Genomic DNA, 19770 nt, shown 5'->3' with positions numbered 1-19770 from the left:
CGTTATGAAGAAGACAAAGATTATCTGCACCATGGGACCAAATACCAATGACCGTAACGTGATGAAGGCATTGGCAGAGAATGGAATGGATATTGCCCGTTTCAATTTCTCTCATGGAGATTACGAGGAGCACAAGATGCGTCTTGATATGCTTAAGAGCATTCGCGAAGAGACCGGTCTCCCGATCGCTGCAGTTCTGGACACCAAGGGACCTGAGATTCGTACCGGTCTTTTGAAAGATGGGAAAAAAGTGACTCTCACAGAGGGACAGACCTTTACCCTGACTACCCGCGAGATCGTGGGCGACAGCCAGATGGTTTATATTAACTATGATGGATTGAACAGCGATGTAGTTGCTGGAAACCGCATTCTGATCGATGACGGTCTGATCGAGCTTCTCGTTCAGGAAGTAAACGGAACCGACATCGTATGTAAGGTTGTAAACGGCGGTGAGCTTGGCGAGAAGAAGGGTGTAAACGTACCGAACGTCAAGATCAAACTTCCGGCACTGACTGAGAAGGATAAGGCAGACATTCAGTTTGGTATCGAGCAGGGCTTCGATTTCATCGCAGCTTCCTTCATCCGTACCGCAGATGCTGTTCGTGAGATCCGCGCAATCCTCGACGAGGCTGGTTCTCAGATCCAGATCATTTCCAAGATCGAGAACGCAGAGGGAATCGAGAACATGGATGCGATCATCGAGGCAAGTGACGGCATCATGGTAGCTCGTGGAGACATGGGCGTAGAGATTCCGCCGGAGCAGGTTCCGCACATCCAGAAGGAGCTGATCCGCAAGTGTAATCAGGCTTGCAAGCCGGTTATCACCGCAACTCAGATGCTTGATTCCATGATCCGCAACCCGCGTCCGACCCGTGCTGAGGTTGGTGACGTTGCAAACGCTGTTTACGACGGAACCGATGTTGTTATGCTTTCCGGTGAGACTGCAATGGGTAAGTACCCGGTAGAGGCTCTGAAGATGATGGCACAGATCTGCGAGACAACTGAGCAGTTCCTTGACTACAATGCATATCGTCAGCGTAAGGTAAGCGCAGAGAACGAGCACAATATCTCTAACGCAGTTTGCTATTCTTCCGTAGCAACCGCTCATGATCTGAAGGCAAAGGCAATCATCGCTCCGACGATCACCGGATTTACAACCCGCCTGCTCTCCAAGTGGAGACCGGCAGCTCAGATCATCGGTCTGTCCCCGAACGCTACGACCGTTCGCCAGATGCAGTTGTACTGGGGCGTAAAGCCGTATGAGGCAAGACGCGCAGACTCCACCGACCTTCTGATCGAGTCCTCCTTAGAGACTCTGAAGGAGAAGAACGTGCTCTCTTCCGGAGATGTCGCTGTTGTGACCGCTGGCGTTGTAAATAAGGCAGATCGCCACGAGCCGGCTGCTTACACGAACATCATGCGTGTTGTAGTGGTGGAGTAATTCTCAGTAGATTCCTCTGTTGAGAGGGAAGAAGAATTTCTACTTTGAGTTATATTAGGTATAATGAAATAGAACTGGACAAAGAAGCCCGTTATAGGTTACAATCATACCGATTGAAGCCTGTTTCGGGCTTTTTGCGTTTTGAGCAACAAAACAGAATTAAACAGCGAAGAAACAGCGAAGAAACAGCGAAGAAACAAGGCAAAAAAGGAAACAGGAAACAAGAAACCGGAAAACAAAGTAAAAAACAGAAAATAAATCTGAGAGGAGATACAAAAGTGGAGAAGAAACCATTTGTGACAAAGGAACAGTTAGAGGAAATCGCAAAGACTTATCCGACCCCGTTTTATCTGTATGATGAAAAGGGAATCCGCGAGAACGCAAAGCGTCTGAAAGAGGCATTCGCATGGAATCCGGGATACAAGGAGTATTTCGCAGTAAAGGCAACTCCGAACCCGTACATTCTTCAGATTCTGAAAGACTACGGATGCGGAACGGACTGTTCTTCCGCAACCGAGCTGATGATGTCTGATGCCGTTGGATTTTCCGGACATGACATCATGTTTTCTTCCAACGATACCCCGATTCAGGAGTTCAAGCTGGCAAATGATCTCGGTGCAATCATCAACCTTGATGACATCACCCATATCGAGAGCGTAGAGCAGGCAGTTGGATATATCCCGAAGACGATCAGCTGTCGTTACAATCCGGGTGGAATGTTCAAGATCAGCAACGACATCATGGACAACCCGGGCGATTCCAAGTACGGAATGACGACCGAGCAGATTTTTGAGGCATTTAAGATCCTCAAGGCAAAGGGCGCAGAGGAGTTCGGAATCCATGCTTTCCTTGCAAGCAATACCGTGACAAATGAGTATTATCCGATGCTCGCAAAGGTTCTGTTTGAGCTGGCAGTTCGTCTCCAGAAAGAGACTGGCGCTCACATCAAGTTCATCAACCTGTCTGGCGGTGTCGGTGTTCCGTATCGCCCGGATCAGGAGCCGAATGACATCGCTGTGATCGGTGAGGGTGTTCGCAAAGTTTACGAGGAGACTCTGGTTCCGGCAGGAATGGGAGATGTCGCAATCTACACCGAGATGGGACGTTTCATGCTCGCTCCGTATGGCTGTCTCGTAACCCGTGCAATCCATGAGAAGCACACCTACAAGGAGTATATCGGCGTGGATGCCTGTGCAGTAAACCTGATGCGTCCGGCTATGTACGGTGCATATCATCACATCACGGTGATGGGTAAGGAGAATGAGCCGTGCGATCACAAGTATGATGTAGTTGGTTCTCTGTGTGAGAACAACGATAAGTTTGCGATTGACCGTATGCTTCCGGAGATCGAGAGAGGGGATCTGCTCGTGATCCATGATACCGGTGCTCACGGATTTGCGATGGGATACAACTACAACGGAAAGTTGAAATCTGCAGAACTGCTTCTGAAGGAAGACGGCAGTGTGAAGATGATCCGCAGAGCCGAGACTGCGAAGGATTATTTTGCAACTCTGGACTGCTGTGATATGATGAAGAAGTATCTGTAAGGGGCTACTTAATTATCAATTTAATAGAACAAAAAACGGACAGGAGATTTTTAAGTCTTCTGTCCGTTTTTGCATATTTGCCATATAGGGACGCGCCATCAGCGCATACAGTGAATCTGTAAATGATTATACATTGAAGCGGAAGAGGATAACATCGCCATCTTTTACAACGTAATCTTTTCCTTCCAGTCCTACAAGACCTTTCTCTTTTGCCTTTGCGTAAGTTCCGCAGTCGAGCAGATCCTGATAGTTTACAACCTCTGCACGGATGAATCCACGCTCGAAGTCGGAGTGAATCTTTCCTGCTGCCTGAGGTGCCTTTGTGCCGATTTTGATGGTCCATGCACGGGTCTCGTCCTCACCGGAAGTCAGGTAGCTGATCAGACCGAGCAGACGGTAGCTTGCTGCGATCAGCTTGTCAAGACCGGACTCCTCGAGACCAAGGGCATCGAGATACTCCTGCTTTTCATCGTCGTCGAGCTCGGAGATCTCCTCCTCGATGCGGGCACAGATGACAAATACCTCAGAGTTGTTCTCTTTTGCGTACTCGCGGACAGCGGAAACGTGAGCGTTGTTTGCGCCGTCGTCTGCCAAATCGTCCTCGCCTACGTTAGCAGCAAAGATAACCGGCTTACAGGTCAGCAGGTTCAGGGAGTTGACGAATGCCATGACATCCTCGTCATCGTTCTCGTAACTGCTTGCCAGCTTGCCATCCTCAAGGATTGCCTTCAGCTCCTTTAAGACCTCAAGTTCTTTTGCGAGAGATTTGTCGTTGAATGCAGACTTCGTGGTCTTTGCGATTCTGCGCTCGAGAATCTCCAGATCAGAGAAGATCAGCTCGAGGTTGATCGTCTCGATGTCGCGGATCGGGTCAACAGATCCCTCAACGTGGATGACGTTCGGGTCTTCGAAACAACGAACAACGTGAACGATTGCATCTACCTCACGGATGTTTGCAAGGAACTGGTTTCCAAGTCCCTCGCCCTTGGATGCACCCTTTACAAGTCCGGCGATATCTACGAACTCGATGACTGCCGGGGTTACTTTCTTGGAGTGATAGAGATCTCCGAGAAGTTTCAGACGCTTATCCGGTACGGTTACGATTCCGACGTTCGGATCGATTGTACAGAACGGATAGTTGGCGGACTCGGCGCCAGCCTTAGTCAAAGAGTTAAAGAGCGTGCTTTTGCCGACGTTCGGCAGTCCCACAATACCTAATTTCATTTTATGTTTTACCTGTCCGAAAACCCTTGATTTATCGGGGTTTTCGCCTTTCTTTAGATTTCTTGTACGCCCTTTTTACGCCCTTTTTTTGTGACTGGTGGCGTAGCCTGTTGAAATTGGCGTATGGCATTTACCAGTGACTCGTCCGTAACATGGACGTATCTGTCCATAGTTGTTTTAATGCTTGCGTGTCCTAATAGCTGTTGCAGCACTTTAGGCTGTACGCCGCGCTCAATCGCGCGTGTAGCATAAGTATGTCGTAAGGCGTGCATACAAAAGCGTTTGATACCCGCTTCATCACACAATTTGTATAAGTGTGTGTCATAAGAACTGTTTTTTGCAGGTTCACCAGTACGCCAGTTGACAAACACTAAATCGTGCATAATAAGACATTTCTTTTCTCCTGTCCTGCTGTCGATATACTCTAAAATCTGCGACAGCGTTTCAGACTCTTTCCGGCTGTCCTTTTCATCATAACAGCTTTTAAGAATAGAATATGCTTTGTCAGTAAGCGGAATGGTGCGATAACTTTTCTGTGTCTTAGGTGGTCCTGCTCGCCAATACCCTTGACTGTGCCGATACTCTAAACTCTTGCTGACAGTCAACGTGCGCTTTTTCCAATCAATAGAGTCCCATGTTAAACCAATCAATTCTGCCGTTCTCAATCCTGTTTCCAAGAGCAACGCATATTGTCGGTAATTATGTGACCGCGCCGCTGCTTCAAGAAATTTCTCTTGTTCATCAACAGTCAAGTATTTAATATCGTCTACCGCCCGAACAGGTTTCGTATAGCGTACACCGTTCATAGGGTGTTTGGCGATAATGTCATTCATAACTGCTGATTTCAACATGGTTCCCATTGTGATATAAGCCTGCCGAATGGTTGAGCCTGCATAGGTGGTTTCCATTCGGTTAAGAACAGCTTTACAGTGCATGGGCTTTACATCAGCTATACACATAGCCCCGATTACTGGCTGAATATTCCATTTGTAGCGTTCTTGATAATTCCGTTTTGTGTTCGGTGCAAGGTCGCAAACAATATTTTCAATCCAGTATTCAAACCACTTATTTACTGTCATATCGGGAGAAGTGACAATAAGATTATGCCGTTCTTCATATCTTGCGTCAGCAAGCCAGTTTTTCGCTTCCGGCAATGTTTCAAAGTATTTCTCTTTGCGTTTGCCATTTTTTGCGTAGTATCTTGCGGAGTATAAACCGTCCTTTCTTTGGTAAATGCCTTTGCCGCACTCTTTACCTTTTAGATTTTTGCCCATTTATCGGACTCCTTTCTTATCTCAAAAAAAGAGTCCAACGCAACTATATATTATAGCATAAGGACTCTGCTTTTTCAATCTCAACAGGAATTTTTTGTAGCGGTACAAACAGGAATTTTTTGTAGCAGTTGTTGGTAGAAGTTCTATATAATTAACTCTCGTCGGATATATTCTTCAAATTCACGTCGCTTTACTAACTTCCGTGTTCCTACAAAAAGTACAAACGGGCAATTAGGTTGCTTTAACAGGGTGTCTATTTTATTTATACCGATATTGCTGTACTCCGCAGCTTCTTTTATTGTTAATGTCAGTTTAAGGTGGATAGGTACTCGCACCTTGTTTTCCATACATAACGGCAACTCATTTTCTTCGCTGCCATTGATTGACACTCCTTTATATTGCAAATTGCAAGGGGTGTTTCGTTCTTTATCATTCATAGGATTTTTCCCCTTTCAAATTTTTATAAAAAAGAGCTTTAATCAGACGATTGTTAGCTACAATCTCACGGGAGTTTCACCCCTGCGCGGTTCTCGCGCAGCCCTACCCATTGCCTGCGACGCTTTGAACGCTCGGACTATGGCTATAAGGGAGTATCATTATGTATCTTGCGTGTCGTCGCCCATAAGCTGCTACACTTATTTCACGGCGCGGTGTTGGTCGCTCATTCCCTTTGGGGAAGTCATGGCGCACCCGCCGTATGGCTCGGCGTAAGAGGAACGTATCTGATTTGCCCTATGCTGCGTCGCCGTTATCTTGCGTCGCTTTCTTTGTCAAGGAACAAAAAGGCAGGATAGAGATAGGCAGCGGAAAGGGGGGGACGCTGCCGGGTCTACCTTATACCTTGAATGAAAGGACAGCCCGCATGAGCTTTGACCGTAAACGGTCGCGTATGTCCTCGTCTATGCCATAGTAGGTATTACCGCGCTCGTCAATGAGCTTCCGCATAGACAGGGACGCTATGTAGCTTTCGTAATGTTGTACGACAATCTTCATAGCTTCCGGGTCGCCTTTTGTTGCGGCTATGATTACCGGGTACGGTAACAAGCCGCGTTCGTCCTGTTCGGTGTTACCATTATGTGCAGTCATAGGCGCGTTCCTCCAAATAGCGTTTTAACAGTTCAAAAGAGCTTGTCCGTCGATACTGTATCGTGCTTCTCGGAACATCACGGAGCTTTGCAATTTCCGCGTCGTTCATTTCAAAAAAGTAGTACAGCAATACGGCTTCTCGTTTGTCGTCCGGCAAGCTGTGCAGGGCTTCGGCAAGCAGCTTCGCAGTTATTTCTTTGCCTGCCACACAAAAGGACTTTTCAGCTTCATCATGTTCAAAGTAAGTGTCGTAGGTGTAAAGCTGATTTTCCTCTTGCGGAGTTAGGTCAGAAAATGAAACTTCTTGTAGCTGCCGCCTTTTGATTTCCCCGTGGGCGTTGATAGCTTCATTCTTCAACGTCCGCTTGCAAAACCCGTTAAAAGCACATCGGATTTGCCATTGGGTACGATTAGGTTCATTCATGGTATCACCTCCTTTCGCAACCGCGAAAGCGGGTGATGATTTCCCCTTTCGTAACCCCTCAACAAATGGCGCGGGGAATGTGCCAAACATTCAGAGAAAAAATTTGAAAATTTTTCTCCAAAACGACAAAATGCGCCTGCCCGCAAAACGCGGACAAACGCATAGGAAATAGCAAAGCTAATATATTGAATTGTCAGTTCATATTCATAGTCGGAATTACCCGGAGGGGGAGCTACGCTTTTTTTAATTGATGTAACTCATGGGTACTATGAATAACCAAAACGGACACGGTAAAATAACCTCCAATCGGCTACCGTGTCCCTGCAAGTCGTCATAGGTTTGTGTAAACGCAAAGAAACGGCGGCTCTGAAATTCAAAGCCGCCGCTTCATACGCGCGTGAAAATATATCTGCTCTGCGACGGCTTTTTTTCTTTTGCCGTCGTCCGGCAGATTAAGTAGACTAATAAAATTATTGGTTTAAAGCGAATGGTGGTTCGCCGCAAATGCAAATAGATAATTCGTATTTTGAAAACAACTGATTATTATTGAATAGCTTATATATCAGCCTTATTGTAATTTGTCCCTCTGTTATTTCTAAATGATAATTTTCGGTTTCTATTTCAAATACAAATTTTCCAAAGACAGTCAAATACTCCGTATATGTATTTTCCAAAGACATGAAAAGAAAATGTGCAGCAACAGAACCGCTTTTACTCAATTCCATTTTTTCATTTGAAAATAACAGTATATTATCAGTAGCAGTTCCATGCTCGTCCAACTCACAATAGTGGACTTTGTGGTATCCATTTTCAAAAGAATATGTCCCGGTTGTTTTAGTCAAAATCCCTTCACGGTCATATCCAATATCCTGTATGCTAAAAATAGAGATTTGAATATCTTTCATTCCTTATAATCCTCCAATACAGTGCGAAACATTAGATATGATGATATATTTGCGCTGCCTTATAAATGCTTCAGATGTACGCGGTATTCTCTCAATGCGGATTCATCAGCCGTTGCAATCAAACGGGCTAAGTAATCAGTCAGTTTTTTCTTATCGTGCGGAAGATTTCCCCGTACTTGAATTAGATTTGAAGCACCGTCTGTTACAATTCGTGTTTTAATAGTGAGATTTTCAATAAGTGCTTTCAATTCAGCCAATTTCTCAATTTCACTTTCTTCTTTCCAAGTTCCTTTCTGGATTTCTTGATAAAGTTCGGATGTTTTGTAAATGGTCAGCATAGAAGATTCAATAATTTGAGGGTGCAGTTGATTAAAAACTTCTGCGGTTTTCTTTGCTCCATATTCACCATGACCTGCACCGGAAATACCTGTCAGATAGAAAAAATTATAACTTATTCCTGCTTCCTCTAACTTTTTCATTTGTTCAATGGTATCACTTGAACGAAATCCCTTATTCATAAAAGCAAGTGCTTCATCATTTCCTGTTTCTACTCCAAAGGTAATTCCGTCGTATCCTAACTTTCGCAGTTCCTTGAGGTCATCAACGGATTTATTATAAACGTCTGTAACTCGTCCAAAGCAGCCAATAGTCTCATAGTTTGGATAATACTTCTTTACCATCTGAGCTAAGGTTTTTAGTTTGTCCGTAGTTAAAACAAACGGGTTTGCTCCTGTAAAGAAAATTCGCGGAACATTTTTATAATATCTGCTTGCTTCTGCCAAATCAGATTCAACTTCTGAAAGTGGAGACATACGGAATTTGAATGGCAAGTCTTCATAAAGAGTACAAAATTTACATGAATGATGTGTACAACCTGCGGTTACTTGAACAAGTAAAGAGTACGCTTCGTAGGGTGGTCTCCAAATAGTACCTGTGTAGTGCATAAATTTTCCTCCTAAAAATAATTAGTTTACAATACCTCTAATTTCTTCAAAATCTTTAATTTTGTTTTCGGTCATATAGCGTTCTAATCCGTCAATAATTTCCGGCATAACAAAGGGATTGTTAAAGTTTGCTGTTCCCACAGCGATTCCAGTAGCACCCGCCATAATAAATTCCAAAGCATCATTTGTGGAAGAAATCCCTCCCATTGCAATAATTGGCAACCGAACAGCATGATACACTTGATAAACCATTCTCAAAGCGATTGGTTTTATAGCCGGACCAGATAATCCACCCGTTTTATTCGCAACACTAAATTTTCTTTTTTTAGTATCTATTACCATACCTGTAATTGTATTTATTAAGGAAATCGCGTCTGCGCCACCAGCTTCTGCTGCTCTTGCAATTTCTGTTATATCAGTTACATTCGGTGTTAATTTCATAGAAATTGGTGTTCGGGTTATCTTCTTGATTTCTGCTGTGATATGTTCAACCATTTTGGGTTCTTGACCAAACGCCATTCCTCCATGTTCTACATTTGGACATGAAATATTTATCTCTAACATATCGACAGGCTGATTGGAAAGACATTCAACCACTTTCAAATAATCTGCTATGGTATTCCCACAAACATTTACTATAATCTTTGTATCGAATTGCTTTAGGAATGGAATATCTCGTTTGATAAATACATCTATTCCCGGATTTTGCAAGCCGACAGCATTTATCATGCCACTACTCGTTTCCATGATTCTGGGTGTTGGGTTTCCCTCCCACGGATAGTAGGAAACTCCTTTTGTAACAACTGCACCCAATTTATTGAGGTCAATAAATTCTCTGTATTCTTGTCCAGAGCCAAAAGTTCCAGACGCAGGCATAACCGGATTCTTTAGAATAATTCCCGCTATATTTATCGAAGTGTTAATTATTATCGCCTCCCTCCTTGTCTCAAATTATATCAATCAATAGTAAAAATAAAAGTACTGTCTTTTTTTGTTTATTGTGCTAAAAATGATACCAGTATCAAAAAATGTAGTACATTGAAAATAATATATATATGTGCTACAATATCAAAAAGGAGGAATTGAAATGAGCAATATGAAACCTGCCTTACCACAATGTGCGCCTATGGCAAGAATTCAAAATATTTTAAGTGGCAAATGGAAAATTATGATTTTATGGTATATTGCGGAATACGAAGTACAGCGATTTGGAGAATTGCGACGCCGACTGGGTGACATTACACAATCGACCTTAACAAAACAACTCCGTGAATTAGAGCAGGACGGTTTTGTTTCCAGATATGTATATCAAGAAGTGCCCCCTAAAGTGGAATATTCATTGACAGAATTAGGGAAAAGTTTTATTCCGATTTTGCAGCAAATGATGTTATGGAGCGAGAAAAACCTTTCACCTAAGAATTTATAAAAGTCCAGATAGTTTTTATAATTTCATCGATATATATATAGGAATTATTTAAGTCAATAGTGGGAATTGTATAGACGTATCTTAGAGAAAATGGGAACTATACAATATAACAGGGTGAATAATTATGGCTAAAAGACCTGTACCACTTTATGACTTCGCAGCTTTCGGGCAAGCGATAAAAGCGGCGCGGACAGCGAGAAAGGAAAGTCGCAAAGATGTAAGCGACGCAATAAATATTTCTCCGCGTTACCTTACCAATATTGAAAATAAGGGACAACAACCAAGCCTGCAAATCTTTTATGAGCTTGTGACACGCTATAACATATCGGTAGACCAATTCTTTTTCCCGAATAGGGACGCTGAAAAATCCACGCAGCGGCGGCAGCTTGATACTCTGCTTGACAGTATCAGCGATAAGGGATTAAGGATTGTGACTGCTACGGCGAAAGAAGTTGCGGAAATCGAAAACTCGGACAAATAAGCTGTCCGTACACAACTGAATATGACAGAAAGAAGCGTTGCAGTCTTTACGGGATTGCAGCGTTTTTTCTTTGCCCCCTTTGGCAAAACGGAGCGTTCCTTTGTAGTAGGTATCAGAGGATAAAACTTTCATAGCAAGCATAGGAAGTGAGTACCCACTTCCGTATTTTGCTCTGCAAAATTGCTTGTTGGGAAGTGTCCCAAACCCTCGGAATGGAAAGGAGCGATAAGCGCATGAGTGGCAGAAAACGAACCGTACAAATCAAGTTCTATGTGACAGAGGAAGAACGGGATTTGATTGCAGAAAAAATGAAACTGATACCTACCCGGAACATGGCGGCGTATCTTCGGAAAATCGCCATTGACGGTTACATCATACAGGTAGACCATGCCGATATAAAAGCCATGACCGCAGAGATACAGAAAATCGGTGTCAACATCAATCAGATTGCAAAGCGTGCCAATGCAACGGGCAGCGTCTACCAAGAGGACATGGAAGAAATAAAGGGGGTGCTTGCGGAGATATGGCGGTTACAAAGATTAAGCCTATTAAAAGCACGTTGAGCAAAGCACTTGACTATATCCAGAACCCGGATAAGACCGATGAAAAAATACTGGTGTCCTCTTACGGGTGCAGCTATGAAACGGCAGATATTGAATTTGAATTTACCATAGCGCAGGCGTTAGATAAAGGGAACAATTTAGCCCACCATTTGATACAGTCCTTTGCGCCGGGAGAAGTCGATTATGAAAAGGCACATGAAATCGGGCGGCAGCTTGCCGACGCGGTTACAAAGGGACAGCATGAGTATGTCTTAACAACGCACATTGACAAGGGGCATATCCATAACCACATCATTTTTTGCGCGGTAAATTTTGTAGATTACCACAAGTACAATTCCAACAAGCGCAGCTATTACGGCATACGCAATATAAGTGACAGGCTATGCCGGGAAAATGGGCTGTCTGTGGTCGTTCCGTGGAAATGCAGCAAAGGAAAAAGCTATGCGGAATATCAAGCCGAAAAGACAGGGACAAGTTGGAAAGGAAAACTTAAAATTGCGGTGGACGCACTCATTTCCCAAGTGTCAAGTTTTGAAGAATTACTATCCCGGTTGCAGGCGGCAGGCTATGAGATAAAACCGGGAAAATATGTTTCCTGTCGCGCTCCGGGACAGGAACGGTTTACCCGTCTGAAAACCCTCGGCGCAGATTACACAGAGGAAGCGTTACGGGAACGTATCAGCGGAACGCGCACCCGCCCTGTCAAAGCTCCAAAGCCGCAGCGCAGCGGTATCAATCTGTTGATTGATATTCAAAATTGTATCAAGGCACAGGAAAGCAAAGGCTATGAGCAATGGGCGAAAATCCATAATCTGAAACAGGCGGCAAAGACACTGAATTTCCTCACCGAACACAAGATTGAGCAGTATGCCGATTTGACCGCCAAAATCTCGGAAATCGCGGCTGCAAGCAAACAGGCAGCGGACAGCTTAAAGGCAGCCGAAAAACGGCTTGCTGATATGGCGGTGCTGATTAAGAATGTTACCACCTACCAGAAAACAAAGCCCGCCTATGACGCATACCGCAAAGCTAAGAATAAAGACAGATACCGGGCAGACCATGAACGGGCAATAATCCTCCATGAAGCGGCGGCAAAGGCACTCCAAACGGCAGGCATAAAGAAGCTCCCGAACCTTACTGCGCTGCAAGCAGAATATGAACAGCTCCAAGCACAGAAAGAAACTCTGTATGCGGACTATGGGAAGCTGAAAAAACAGGTCAAGGAATATGACGTTATCAAGCGTAACATTGACAGCATTTTGCGGCAGGATAAAGAGCCGGAATATAATAAGGAAGCAACACGGGAATAACTTTATCAATATGGAAACGGAAAAATTTTTATGTTATACTGATTGTACTCTACCTTGAAAGGGGCGTTAAAATTGAACGATTTGACACATACTAATTCTATGATGAATGAAATCAGAGAATTGTTATTAAATGCACGTCAGCGCGTGGCGGTGCAAGTAAATACTGAATTGTTGTCTACCTACTGGAATGTAGGAAAGATTATTGTTGAGCATGAACAGGAAAATAAAGACCGGGCAGATTATGGAAAGCAGACCCTAAAGGAGCTTTCTAAGGAGCTGACAAAAGAATTTGGAAAAGGTTTTTCTGTTTCTAATCTCCAATTTATGCGACGCTTCTATCAGAGCTATCAAATTCAACAGACAGTGTCTGTTAAATTGTCATGGTCGCATTACTGTGAGCTGTTGACAATTTCAGACCCGGACAAACGCAGTTTTTATGAAAAGGAAACTATTAACTCCGGGTGGTCGATACGCGAATTAAAGCGGCAGATTTCCACTTCTCTCTATGAACGCTTGTTACTGTCAGAGGGAAAAACGAATAAGGAAACCGTTCTTGCTCTCGCAGAAAAGGGAATTGAAATGTCTACCCCATTAGATATTATCAAAGACCCGTATGTATTTGAATTTCTGGGTGTGCCAGAAAACAAGCCCATGCTTGAAAGTGACCTTGAAAAAACACTGGTCGCACAAATAGAAAAATTTCTGTTGGAATTAGGGCGTGGTTTTATGTTCGTAGGAACGCAACAGCGCATTACATTGAACAATACCCACTACTATGTGGATATGGTTTTCTACAATAAAATTCTTCGGGCGTATGTGCTGATTGAATTAAAGACAACCAAACTCACGCCGGAAGCTGCCGGACAGCTTAATATGTATCTGAACTACTACGCCGCAGAAGTGAATGACGAACATGATAATCCACCAATCGGTATTATCCTTTGTACGGATAAAGACAGTATAGCTGCTGAATATGCTCTCGGCGGTCTGTCCAACAATATCTTTGCTTCGCGTTATGTTTCTTATATTCCAAATAAGGAACAGCTAATCGCACAGGTAGAAGCTGTTTTGAATGAATGGCACAATTCGGAAAAAGAATAACAAAAAGGAAAGACGGGGTGCGGCAGCTAAATGAATAGTCGCTGCACCTAGGGGCATAAGTACAGCTTGAATGATATGTTACACAGTAGAACCTGATTTTTGCAAAATTAGTTCTCAAATCCCCATACCCTCTCTTAAAACACTCCAAAACGTGCTGAATAATTGTACTAATATAGAGAAATCCTTTCATGGATATGCTTAACTTAAAGGAGGTAAAAGCAGTGTGTAAATGTATCTATTGTAATTCCGACGATTTGTCGGTATCTGATATAATTTCGTATGCTCTTACGGGTGCGAAATTAACTAAAAGGTTTGTTTGTCATAAACATAATAAATTCACAAATGATAATTATGAAAAAAAGGCAATCGCTAATTTAGATTTTATCCGTAGTTCTTTGGGGCTTACCGAACGAAAAGGTACTGAAATAAAATATAAAGCTAATCTGGATATTGACGGAATTTCTATACCTAATGTATGGGTTAGTGGAAAACGCTCTGCTATATATGAAGATAAGAAAAGACTTTTTCATGCAGAACGTAATGGACAAAAGATTTTGATAGGAAACATTGATAAGCTAAAGCAAATAAAAGGTGTAACAGAGAATAATATCGAAATATTAGATATGAGTAATTCTAAACTTAATACTATGTTTTCATTAAAAAACTTATTTGCTTCTGAAGAAATGTTAAGAACAATTTCTAAAATAGCATATGAATGGTATTGTTATATATATGGCATAAACAATTTTGAATGTGAAGAATACAAAGACATTGTAGATTGTGTTCTATTAGAAAAACCCGTAGAAAATTTTGTGGAAATATGCGTAGATAATGGGCTTGATTATGCACTGGGACAATTTTGCTATCCAGGAGATAATGGTTTATTCGCATACGAAGATATTGACGGCTACAAATATGTTATTTTTGATTTCTGGGGTATTGTTTGCTACAAAATACGAATTGGTAAGAGTGCTGCTTCTAATTTTCAAGATACCCATATGTATCATTTATTTATATATGGAATAGACGGCAGAAAAGCAGAAACATATTTTGGCACAATAGGAAATTCATCATTTATTTCATTACCCGCAGTTGACGCCATAAAAGTATATAAAACAGTATTTATTCAAAAACTAGCTGATTTAATATCAACCAAAACTCTATCTTTAGAAAGAGTTAAGCAAGAAGTTGATGAACTAGAAAAAACTTTCCAAGTATATAAAAAAGAACCACATGACTTTGCTCATTTAATAGATTACGAAAATAGTAATATTATAAACACTATCAATTTAATACTTCTCTTATATACACATAAAGCAGAATATTCTTTTGAAAATAGCTTTACACAAAATCTCAAAAATCTATATAAAACAGAAGATAAAATAATTATTACTCAAGAAGCAAAGAAAAAATATATAGAATATTTGCTGAAATTACATGAAGAAAACAAGTTATTAAATTGCATTGATAATGGAATTTCTTTTTTTAGAGAAATATATGATAAAGAAACAAACTAGGGTATAGAACTAGAGATAACACATAATTTTTCTACGTTATCTCTAGTTACGCAGTAGAACCCTATTTTTACAGGGTTAGGTATCAATCCCTTACCCATGCAGGAAACGCGCCCGGAACGCCCTGTAAAGGGGGCTGTTTTGCCCTCTATCGCGTAATAAGGGCGCGTCTTTTCCGCATACGCTCGGCAGCCTGTTTCCGGGTGATACGCTTCCGGCAATCCGGGCAGTATTTCGCATGGTTGGAGCTTGACGCAAAGCCAGCCCCGCACACAGTACAACGCCGCATATCTTCGGTTTTCAATAGTTCCGCGTGCAATTCCTTATCCAGAGGAAGCACCGCTGTCTGAAACCATTTGCAGAGCAGCGAATAAGAAATAAGCTGCGGGCATACACATTCTTCCCCGTCGTCAAGCAGCATACATTTTCCATTGTCGCAGTTGCAGCATGATTTCTTCGCAAGGGAATTTACCCTGCGGCTTTGCAGCGGTGTCAGCCGCCTATTCCCGGTCATACTTCATCAGCGGCATAAACGGCAAGCTCGGCATATTCCGCTTCGGTCAGTGCGCCTACTTTCTGCATGGTTCTTTCTGCAAGTTCCCGTAAATCAGCGTCCATGTATGGCAGCGCGGCGCGGATATTTTCAAGCAATGCCGGTTTGCTGCTGTCTGCGTAAATACTCAAAAGGTTTGTTTCTTCCACGGTAAAACGGTTCATAGTCATACCTCCAAATCGTGTTTTTTTACTTTGGCTGTTCTTTTCGGGACAGCTTTTTCCTTTTCGGATTGAAGCTGCGCCCGGATAGAGGGACGGGGCTTTCGTATATCCTTATTCCTGCTTTCGTTTTTATCAATCAGTGCATACGTCCCGTGTTTGCCCTCGATTTTGGAAAAGGAAAGTGTCTGATATGGCAGCATAGAAAAAAGGCGGTCTAAATCTTTGCTGTTCGCAAGCTGCATAAATGCGTTGGAAAGCTCTACCATGAAATGTGTCCTGTTGGGACTGTTCGGCGTATTGCGCCGCTTCATTTCTGCCACAATGCGCCGCGCTTCCGTTTCAATCAATCCGTCATGCAAAACGGTGATATGTGCCTTGAAGTCCCCCGGCGCAAATTGCTCCCGGCTGTGCTTTTCCTCCTGCAAGAGAAATCGCAGCGCGTCCGGGTCGTTGGGGATAGCTTCAAAGCGTTCAAATTTTCCGTAAAGCGTATCGGGATTGCCTGCAAAATACTGTCCGGCGGGTATATCCCGTGTACCGTGTTCATAAATCAGACGCACCGTATCGGCGGCAAGCTCCTTGTCTTTGACGCGCTCATAATGCCTTGCATAGTCAAGCTCATAGAGATTACCTTTGACTTTTCCATGTTCTGTACCTGTCAGCTCGATTGCATAAGCAAGAATACGGTCACTTGTCTGTTCCCTATAAAACCGCCAAGTATTGTGAGGTGCGGTGTCCTTTAGAAACACGTCGCGTTCCCGAAAGCAATGTGTTCCCATAGGGCGGCAGAGCCACAAGAGGGTTTTATCCTCTTTGTGTTGGCTTGCCGCCGCCTGCGTGATTATGCTTTTATCAATATCAAAATCGCTTTGATAAAAGCCTGTGTTCTGCCTCAAGATTGCACTAAGGGAAGCAAACACGTCCACATCTTCAAATTTGCTCAATTTTCCCATGCGTCAGCTCCTTTCCAAGTCCTGTGATTTCTGCCTTGCAGTTTTCTTCTGTGCCTTTTTCTTATCCGCTTTAAGCTGCGCCCGGATAGAGGGCTTTTCTTCTTTGCCCTTGCCGCACGTTTTCTCTGCTTTGATTGCGTCCGCAAGGTCAGTCAAAGAAATCTGTTCCCCGGATTTTGCTTTTTTCTCCAATTCGTCCACGGACGGGGTGTTGTTGATAATCCCGTCAAAATTGTTGTCGTTCTGCTCGATAGTGTCCTCGACGTGCTTTAAGGGATTTTCCTTTTCCGGCGGCTGTAAAAATTCCGGCACTTGCCTGTAACCGCTGCTGTCAACATAGTGTGCCGTGTCCTGTCTATTCTGATGAAGCACCACGACGTCAGAAACAGAAAGGCTGTGTCCCTTAAAATCTTTTGGGTGGTCGATATTGAACCGGGTATAAATATCTTCAAGGGAAGTCCCCGGCGTAAGCTCGGCGGTATAGATAAGGTCATAATTTGTCCGGTCTGCGGTACGTCCAGTTGCCGCCAGACGGTCATACGGTTCAAAACGAAAATCCCGCGTTTCATCACCACGCTTTAACTGATAAATGGAAAAGGTGTCTTTGTCCGGCGCGGCTACTTCCGGGACTGTTTCTTTCTGTACCTGTTCCTTGTCGCGTTCCTTTTGAATTTCCTGCAAATGCTCGTCAATACTGTTGATGATTTCCGCTGCGGTACTGCGGATTGTTTCAAGGGAGCTTTTCAGTTCGTCAAGTTCCCGTCCGCTGCTCCAACCGGCGACATACCCAAAGGAATAATCCGACGTATCAAGCCCGTAATGTTGGCAGACTGCATAGGCGACGCTTTCTGCCTGTACCTCACGGGTACGGCGGTCTGGTCTGTCTGCCTGTTCCTCTTTCGGGGCGTTGGGGTCAATATCATGCAGCTTCGCATGGGCGATTTCATGGATAGCGGTTTTTATGGTCTGAAGTTCGCTCATTCCCTCGTCAATGGCAATACGTTTTTCTTCCAAGTGGTAATACCCGTGTGAATTGCCCTCGATTTTCTCAAAACCGATAGGGACAGGGGAAGTCTTTTCAAGGGCTGCGAAAACGTCCTTGAAGCGTTCCACGTCCCCGGTTAGCATATCCACAGCAATGTCCGGCAGCTCCTTTCCCTCGGTCTGGGAAACATCAAAAACTGATACCACCTTAAAAGCCGGGATAGTGATTTCTTTTTCTTCCTTGACGGGTTTTCCGTCTGCGCCGATTACGGGCTTTTGTGTTGCCGGGTCGATTTTCTCCATTTCCTGCTTGATTTTGAACGGGGACGGGGCAAGGATTTTGATACCTTTTTCCCCCTTTACCACATTGCGCTTGAAGTTGTTTTTCCATGACTGGAAGCCCGCCACAAGGGAAGCGTCTGGCTTCTGCATGGCGATAAGCAGCGTATTGTTGAAGCTGTAATTATGGAATTTTGACATGACGCGCAGATATTCTTTGTAGCGGTCACTGTCGAACAGCTCCATGATACCCTGTTCCAAGCGGTCTGTGATTTCTTTGAGCTTATCCGCGGGTTTCTCGGAAGTCAGCACAATCGGGATAACCGGGCGCGGCTCCTGCGCTGCGGCAGGCGATACGGATTGCTGCGGTGGTGCGGCAGCGTCCATTTCCACCTTTGCCGGGTCTGGACGTTCCGGCTGCGGAAAGCTCATAACCCTGTATTCTTTCGGTATGTCATTCTCATGCCCGCTGTACCATTCCGAAAAGGTATTTTTGTTGTTGTAAATATAGCCCTGCGCGGTAAAAATCCCTCCGTCATTCTTTACCGCGTCCCGCCCGTATTCCTCATACATGAAATAGTTCTTTGCGGCTTCGGGCAGCCCCAATTCGTCCAGTTCGTCGATAAGGTAATGCCCGTAGGCTTCTTCGTCCTGTACGGCAGGATAAATCCAGTAGCAGTCAAGGTTCTGTGCAAGGTTGATAAGGTCTTTCACGCTTCCGGCATATTCGCCCAGTGTTACCGCCGCCGCAAATTTGTCCCTGTCCTCGTCACGCTGCATTTCTAAGAGCTTCCCGAAATAGTTCAGCTCGTCAATTCCTGCACTCTGGATAACAGAAAGTGGTACATCAAAGGGCTGTTGTTCGGTATTTGCAAATCCATTGATGAAAAAATCCTGTGAATTTTCTGCGGTAATGCCGATACGCTTCATCGCTTTGTGAAGCTGCTCCGCAGTCGTCGGCATAGGAAGCCATACGCCGCCCGGTTGTCCAGTTTCAAAACGGCTGCGGCTGTCAATCAAAATCGAAAATTGTTCTGCCAAATGTGCGCTCCTTTCCTGTGCAATCTTTTGGTGCATGAGTTCGTAGTCCTCAATGCTCATATATCCGTCATAGATATACGGGTCGATTTCCTCCCCGTTATAAGGTCTTTCATAAAAGGGAAGCCCTGCGGCGTGGGCTAATGCCCGCGCTTTTTCCAAGACTTCCGGGGATAAGGTATCATCATGTGCAGCGATAAAATCCGCCACGTCGTTATAGCCGTTTTCATAATGCCGCCGTACTCCGGCGGTCAGCTCGTCAACGGTCATGTCCCCGGCTAAATAGCCGCAATAGTAGCTGTTCAGAATAACGGTTGCGGGGTCTTTCTGCCGGATTTCTTCAAGGCGGCTTTTCTGTTCGGCGGTAAGGCTGTCGCCTGCGTCCAGATAGAAGTCCTCACCGTTCCATGAGCGCCCCTCACGCCAAAAGGCAATCCAAGCAATACCGTCCCGCAATTCCTCTTGATACTGTTTCACAGTGTCCCGTAAACTTGCCATGTGCAGTCCTCCTTTCGCGGCAGTTTCCATAAGGGTTTGGGATTATCCCAACAAGCAAAAT

General features: G+C 44.0%; 20 protein-coding genes. 8 read left to right on the top strand and 12 right to left on the bottom strand.

The window, feature by feature from the left end:
* The first annotated feature begins 4 nt into the window (after positions 1-4).
* Both pyk and ACR0QT_RS06915 read left to right on the top strand, forming a co-directional pair.
* Positions 5-1441, top strand: a complete 1437-nt coding sequence (gene pyk, locus ACR0QT_RS06920; protein WP_432630094.1) for a pyruvate kinase — start codon at positions 5-7, stop codon at positions 1439-1441.
* A gap of 278 nt (positions 1442-1719) precedes the next feature.
* Positions 1720-2988: a diaminopimelate decarboxylase gene (locus tag ACR0QT_RS06915; protein ID WP_432630093.1), complete on the top strand. Its 1269-nt coding sequence runs from the start codon at positions 1720-1722 to the stop codon at positions 2986-2988.
* Positions 2989-3114: 126 nt separating this feature from the next.
* Here ACR0QT_RS06915 and ychF read toward each other — a convergent pair whose 3' ends face one another.
* From ychF to ACR0QT_RS06875, 8 genes are all read right to left on the bottom strand, one after another.
* Positions 3115-4212, bottom strand: coding sequence for a redox-regulated ATPase YchF (ychF, locus tag ACR0QT_RS06910; RefSeq protein WP_432630092.1), 1098 nt, complete (start codon positions 4210-4212; stop codon positions 3115-3117).
* A 53-nt stretch (positions 4213-4265) separates the two neighbouring features.
* Positions 4266-5486, bottom strand: a complete 1221-nt coding sequence (locus ACR0QT_RS06905) for a tyrosine-type recombinase/integrase (protein WP_432630091.1) — start codon at positions 5484-5486, stop codon at positions 4266-4268.
* Between the two features lie 143 nt (positions 5487-5629).
* Positions 5630-5923, bottom strand: a complete 294-nt coding sequence (locus ACR0QT_RS06900) for an excisionase (protein ID WP_330592930.1) — start codon at positions 5921-5923, stop codon at positions 5630-5632.
* 397 nt (positions 5924-6320) lie between these two features.
* Complete coding sequence (locus ACR0QT_RS06895) at positions 6321-6572, bottom strand: helix-turn-helix domain-containing protein (RefSeq protein ID WP_118616155.1); 252 nt, start codon at positions 6570-6572, stop codon at positions 6321-6323.
* Positions 6559-6996 carry an RNA polymerase sigma factor gene (locus tag ACR0QT_RS06890; protein ID WP_277118561.1) on the bottom strand — a complete coding sequence of 146 codons (438 nt, stop codon included), beginning with the start codon at positions 6994-6996 and terminating at the stop codon, positions 6559-6561. The genes ACR0QT_RS06895 and ACR0QT_RS06890 overlap by 14 nt, the downstream gene beginning before the upstream one ends.
* Positions 6997-7466: 470 nt before the next feature.
* A complete protein-coding gene (locus ACR0QT_RS06885; protein WP_432630090.1) occupies positions 7467-7901 on the bottom strand; it encodes a DUF1934 domain-containing protein in 435 nt (144 codons plus the stop codon).
* Between the two features lie 59 nt (positions 7902-7960).
* Positions 7961-8845 (bottom strand): radical SAM protein, encoded by an 885-nt coding sequence (locus tag ACR0QT_RS06880; protein WP_432630089.1) that lies wholly within the window; start codon positions 8843-8845, stop codon positions 7961-7963.
* A gap of 21 nt (positions 8846-8866) precedes the next feature.
* A complete protein-coding gene (locus tag ACR0QT_RS06875; protein WP_432630151.1) occupies positions 8867-9772 on the bottom strand; it encodes a dihydroorotate dehydrogenase in 906 nt (301 codons plus the stop codon).
* A 160-nt stretch (positions 9773-9932) separates the two neighbouring features.
* Between ACR0QT_RS06875 and ACR0QT_RS06870 the strand changes: the two genes are divergently transcribed.
* The 6 genes from ACR0QT_RS06870 (at position 9933) to ACR0QT_RS06845 (ending at position 15243) form a co-directional block, all read left to right on the top strand.
* Complete coding sequence (locus ACR0QT_RS06870; RefSeq protein ID WP_432630088.1) at positions 9933-10271, top strand: winged helix-turn-helix transcriptional regulator; 339 nt, start codon at positions 9933-9935, stop codon at positions 10269-10271.
* Between the two features lie 124 nt (positions 10272-10395).
* A complete protein-coding gene (locus tag ACR0QT_RS06865; protein ID WP_432630087.1) occupies positions 10396-10752 on the top strand; it encodes a helix-turn-helix domain-containing protein in 357 nt (118 codons plus the stop codon).
* A 233-nt stretch (positions 10753-10985) separates the two neighbouring features.
* Positions 10986-11315, top strand: coding sequence for a plasmid mobilization protein (locus tag ACR0QT_RS06860; RefSeq protein ID WP_432630086.1), 330 nt, complete (start codon positions 10986-10988; stop codon positions 11313-11315).
* Complete coding sequence (locus tag ACR0QT_RS06855; protein ID WP_432630085.1) at positions 11276-12625, top strand: relaxase/mobilization nuclease domain-containing protein; 1350 nt, start codon at positions 11276-11278, stop codon at positions 12623-12625. The genes ACR0QT_RS06860 and ACR0QT_RS06855 overlap by 40 nt, the downstream gene beginning before the upstream one ends.
* Positions 12626-12724: 99 nt before the next feature.
* Positions 12725-13726: a PDDEXK nuclease domain-containing protein gene (locus ACR0QT_RS06850; protein WP_432630150.1), complete on the top strand. Its 1002-nt coding sequence runs from the start codon at positions 12725-12727 to the stop codon at positions 13724-13726.
* Between the two features lie 188 nt (positions 13727-13914).
* Positions 13915-15243 (top strand): hypothetical protein, encoded by a 1329-nt coding sequence (locus tag ACR0QT_RS06845; RefSeq protein WP_432630083.1) that lies wholly within the window; start codon positions 13915-13917, stop codon positions 15241-15243.
* Positions 15244-15388: 145 nt separating this feature from the next.
* Here ACR0QT_RS06845 and ACR0QT_RS06840 read toward each other — a convergent pair whose 3' ends face one another.
* Genes ACR0QT_RS06840 through ACR0QT_RS06825 form a run of 4 tightly spaced genes read right to left on the bottom strand, consistent with a single transcriptional unit; the run spans position 15389 to position 19709 of the window.
* On the bottom strand, positions 15389-15754 hold the full coding sequence (locus ACR0QT_RS06840; protein ID WP_432630082.1) for a cysteine-rich VLP domain-containing protein: 366 nt from the start codon (positions 15752-15754) through the stop codon (positions 15389-15391).
* Positions 15751-15957, bottom strand: coding sequence for a transposon-transfer assisting family protein (locus ACR0QT_RS06835; RefSeq protein ID WP_432630081.1), 207 nt, complete (start codon positions 15955-15957; stop codon positions 15751-15753). Before ACR0QT_RS06835 ends, ACR0QT_RS06840 begins: the two co-directional genes overlap by 4 nt.
* A 2-nt stretch (positions 15958-15959) precedes the next feature.
* Complete coding sequence (locus tag ACR0QT_RS06830) at positions 15960-16910, bottom strand: hypothetical protein (protein WP_432630080.1); 951 nt, start codon at positions 16908-16910, stop codon at positions 15960-15962.
* Positions 16911-16913: 3 nt separating this feature from the next.
* Positions 16914-19709 carry a YodL domain-containing protein gene (locus ACR0QT_RS06825; RefSeq protein ID WP_432630079.1) on the bottom strand — a complete coding sequence of 932 codons (2796 nt, stop codon included), beginning with the start codon at positions 19707-19709 and terminating at the stop codon, positions 16914-16916.
* Between the last annotated feature and the right edge of the window lie 61 nt (positions 19710-19770).

Source organism: Brotaphodocola sp., assembly GCF_050873365.1.
In the GTDB taxonomy this organism is placed as follows: domain Bacteria; phylum Bacillota; class Clostridia; order Lachnospirales; family Lachnospiraceae; genus Brotaphodocola.
Note: the sequence above shows the minus strand (reverse complement) of the source record. Positions and strands in the feature narration are given on the sequence as shown.

Excerpts from the sequence above, each read along its gene's own strand:
- pyk (WP_432630094.1), top strand. The coding sequence starts at position 5 with ATGAAGAAGACAAAGATTATCTGCACCATGGGACCAAATACCAATGAC.
- ychF (WP_432630092.1), bottom strand. The coding sequence starts at position 4,212 with ATGAAATTAGGTATTGTGGGACTGCCGAACGTCGGCAAAAGCACGCTC.
- ACR0QT_RS06905 (WP_432630091.1), bottom strand. The coding sequence starts at position 5,486 with ATGGGCAAAAATCTAAAAGGTAAAGAGTGCGGCAAAGGCATTTACCAA.
- ACR0QT_RS06900 (WP_330592930.1), bottom strand. The coding sequence starts at position 5,923 with ATGAATGATAAAGAACGAAACACCCCTTGCAATTTGCAATATAAAGGA.
- ACR0QT_RS06895 (WP_118616155.1), bottom strand. The coding sequence starts at position 6,572 with ATGACTGCACATAATGGTAACACCGAACAGGACGAACGCGGCTTGTTA.
- ACR0QT_RS06890 (WP_277118561.1), bottom strand. The coding sequence starts at position 6,996 with ATGAATGAACCTAATCGTACCCAATGGCAAATCCGATGTGCTTTTAAC.
- ACR0QT_RS06885 (WP_432630090.1), bottom strand. The coding sequence starts at position 7,901 with ATGAAAGATATTCAAATCTCTATTTTTAGCATACAGGATATTGGATAT.
- ACR0QT_RS06880 (WP_432630089.1), bottom strand. The coding sequence starts at position 8,845 with ATGCACTACACAGGTACTATTTGGAGACCACCCTACGAAGCGTACTCT.
- ACR0QT_RS06870 (WP_432630088.1), top strand. The coding sequence starts at position 9,933 with ATGAGCAATATGAAACCTGCCTTACCACAATGTGCGCCTATGGCAAGA.
- ACR0QT_RS06865 (WP_432630087.1), top strand. The coding sequence starts at position 10,396 with ATGGCTAAAAGACCTGTACCACTTTATGACTTCGCAGCTTTCGGGCAA.
- ACR0QT_RS06860 (WP_432630086.1), top strand. The coding sequence starts at position 10,986 with ATGAGTGGCAGAAAACGAACCGTACAAATCAAGTTCTATGTGACAGAG.
- ACR0QT_RS06855 (WP_432630085.1), top strand. The coding sequence starts at position 11,276 with ATGGCGGTTACAAAGATTAAGCCTATTAAAAGCACGTTGAGCAAAGCA.
- ACR0QT_RS06850 (WP_432630150.1), top strand. The coding sequence starts at position 12,725 with ATGATGAATGAAATCAGAGAATTGTTATTAAATGCACGTCAGCGCGTG.
- ACR0QT_RS06845 (WP_432630083.1), top strand. The coding sequence starts at position 13,915 with ATGGATATGCTTAACTTAAAGGAGGTAAAAGCAGTGTGTAAATGTATC.
- ACR0QT_RS06840 (WP_432630082.1), bottom strand. The coding sequence starts at position 15,754 with ATGACCGGGAATAGGCGGCTGACACCGCTGCAAAGCCGCAGGGTAAAT.
- ACR0QT_RS06835 (WP_432630081.1), bottom strand. The coding sequence starts at position 15,957 with ATGAACCGTTTTACCGTGGAAGAAACAAACCTTTTGAGTATTTACGCA.
- ACR0QT_RS06830 (WP_432630080.1), bottom strand. The coding sequence starts at position 16,910 with ATGGGAAAATTGAGCAAATTTGAAGATGTGGACGTGTTTGCTTCCCTT.
- ACR0QT_RS06825 (WP_432630079.1), bottom strand. The coding sequence starts at position 19,709 with ATGGCAAGTTTACGGGACACTGTGAAACAGTATCAAGAGGAATTGCGG.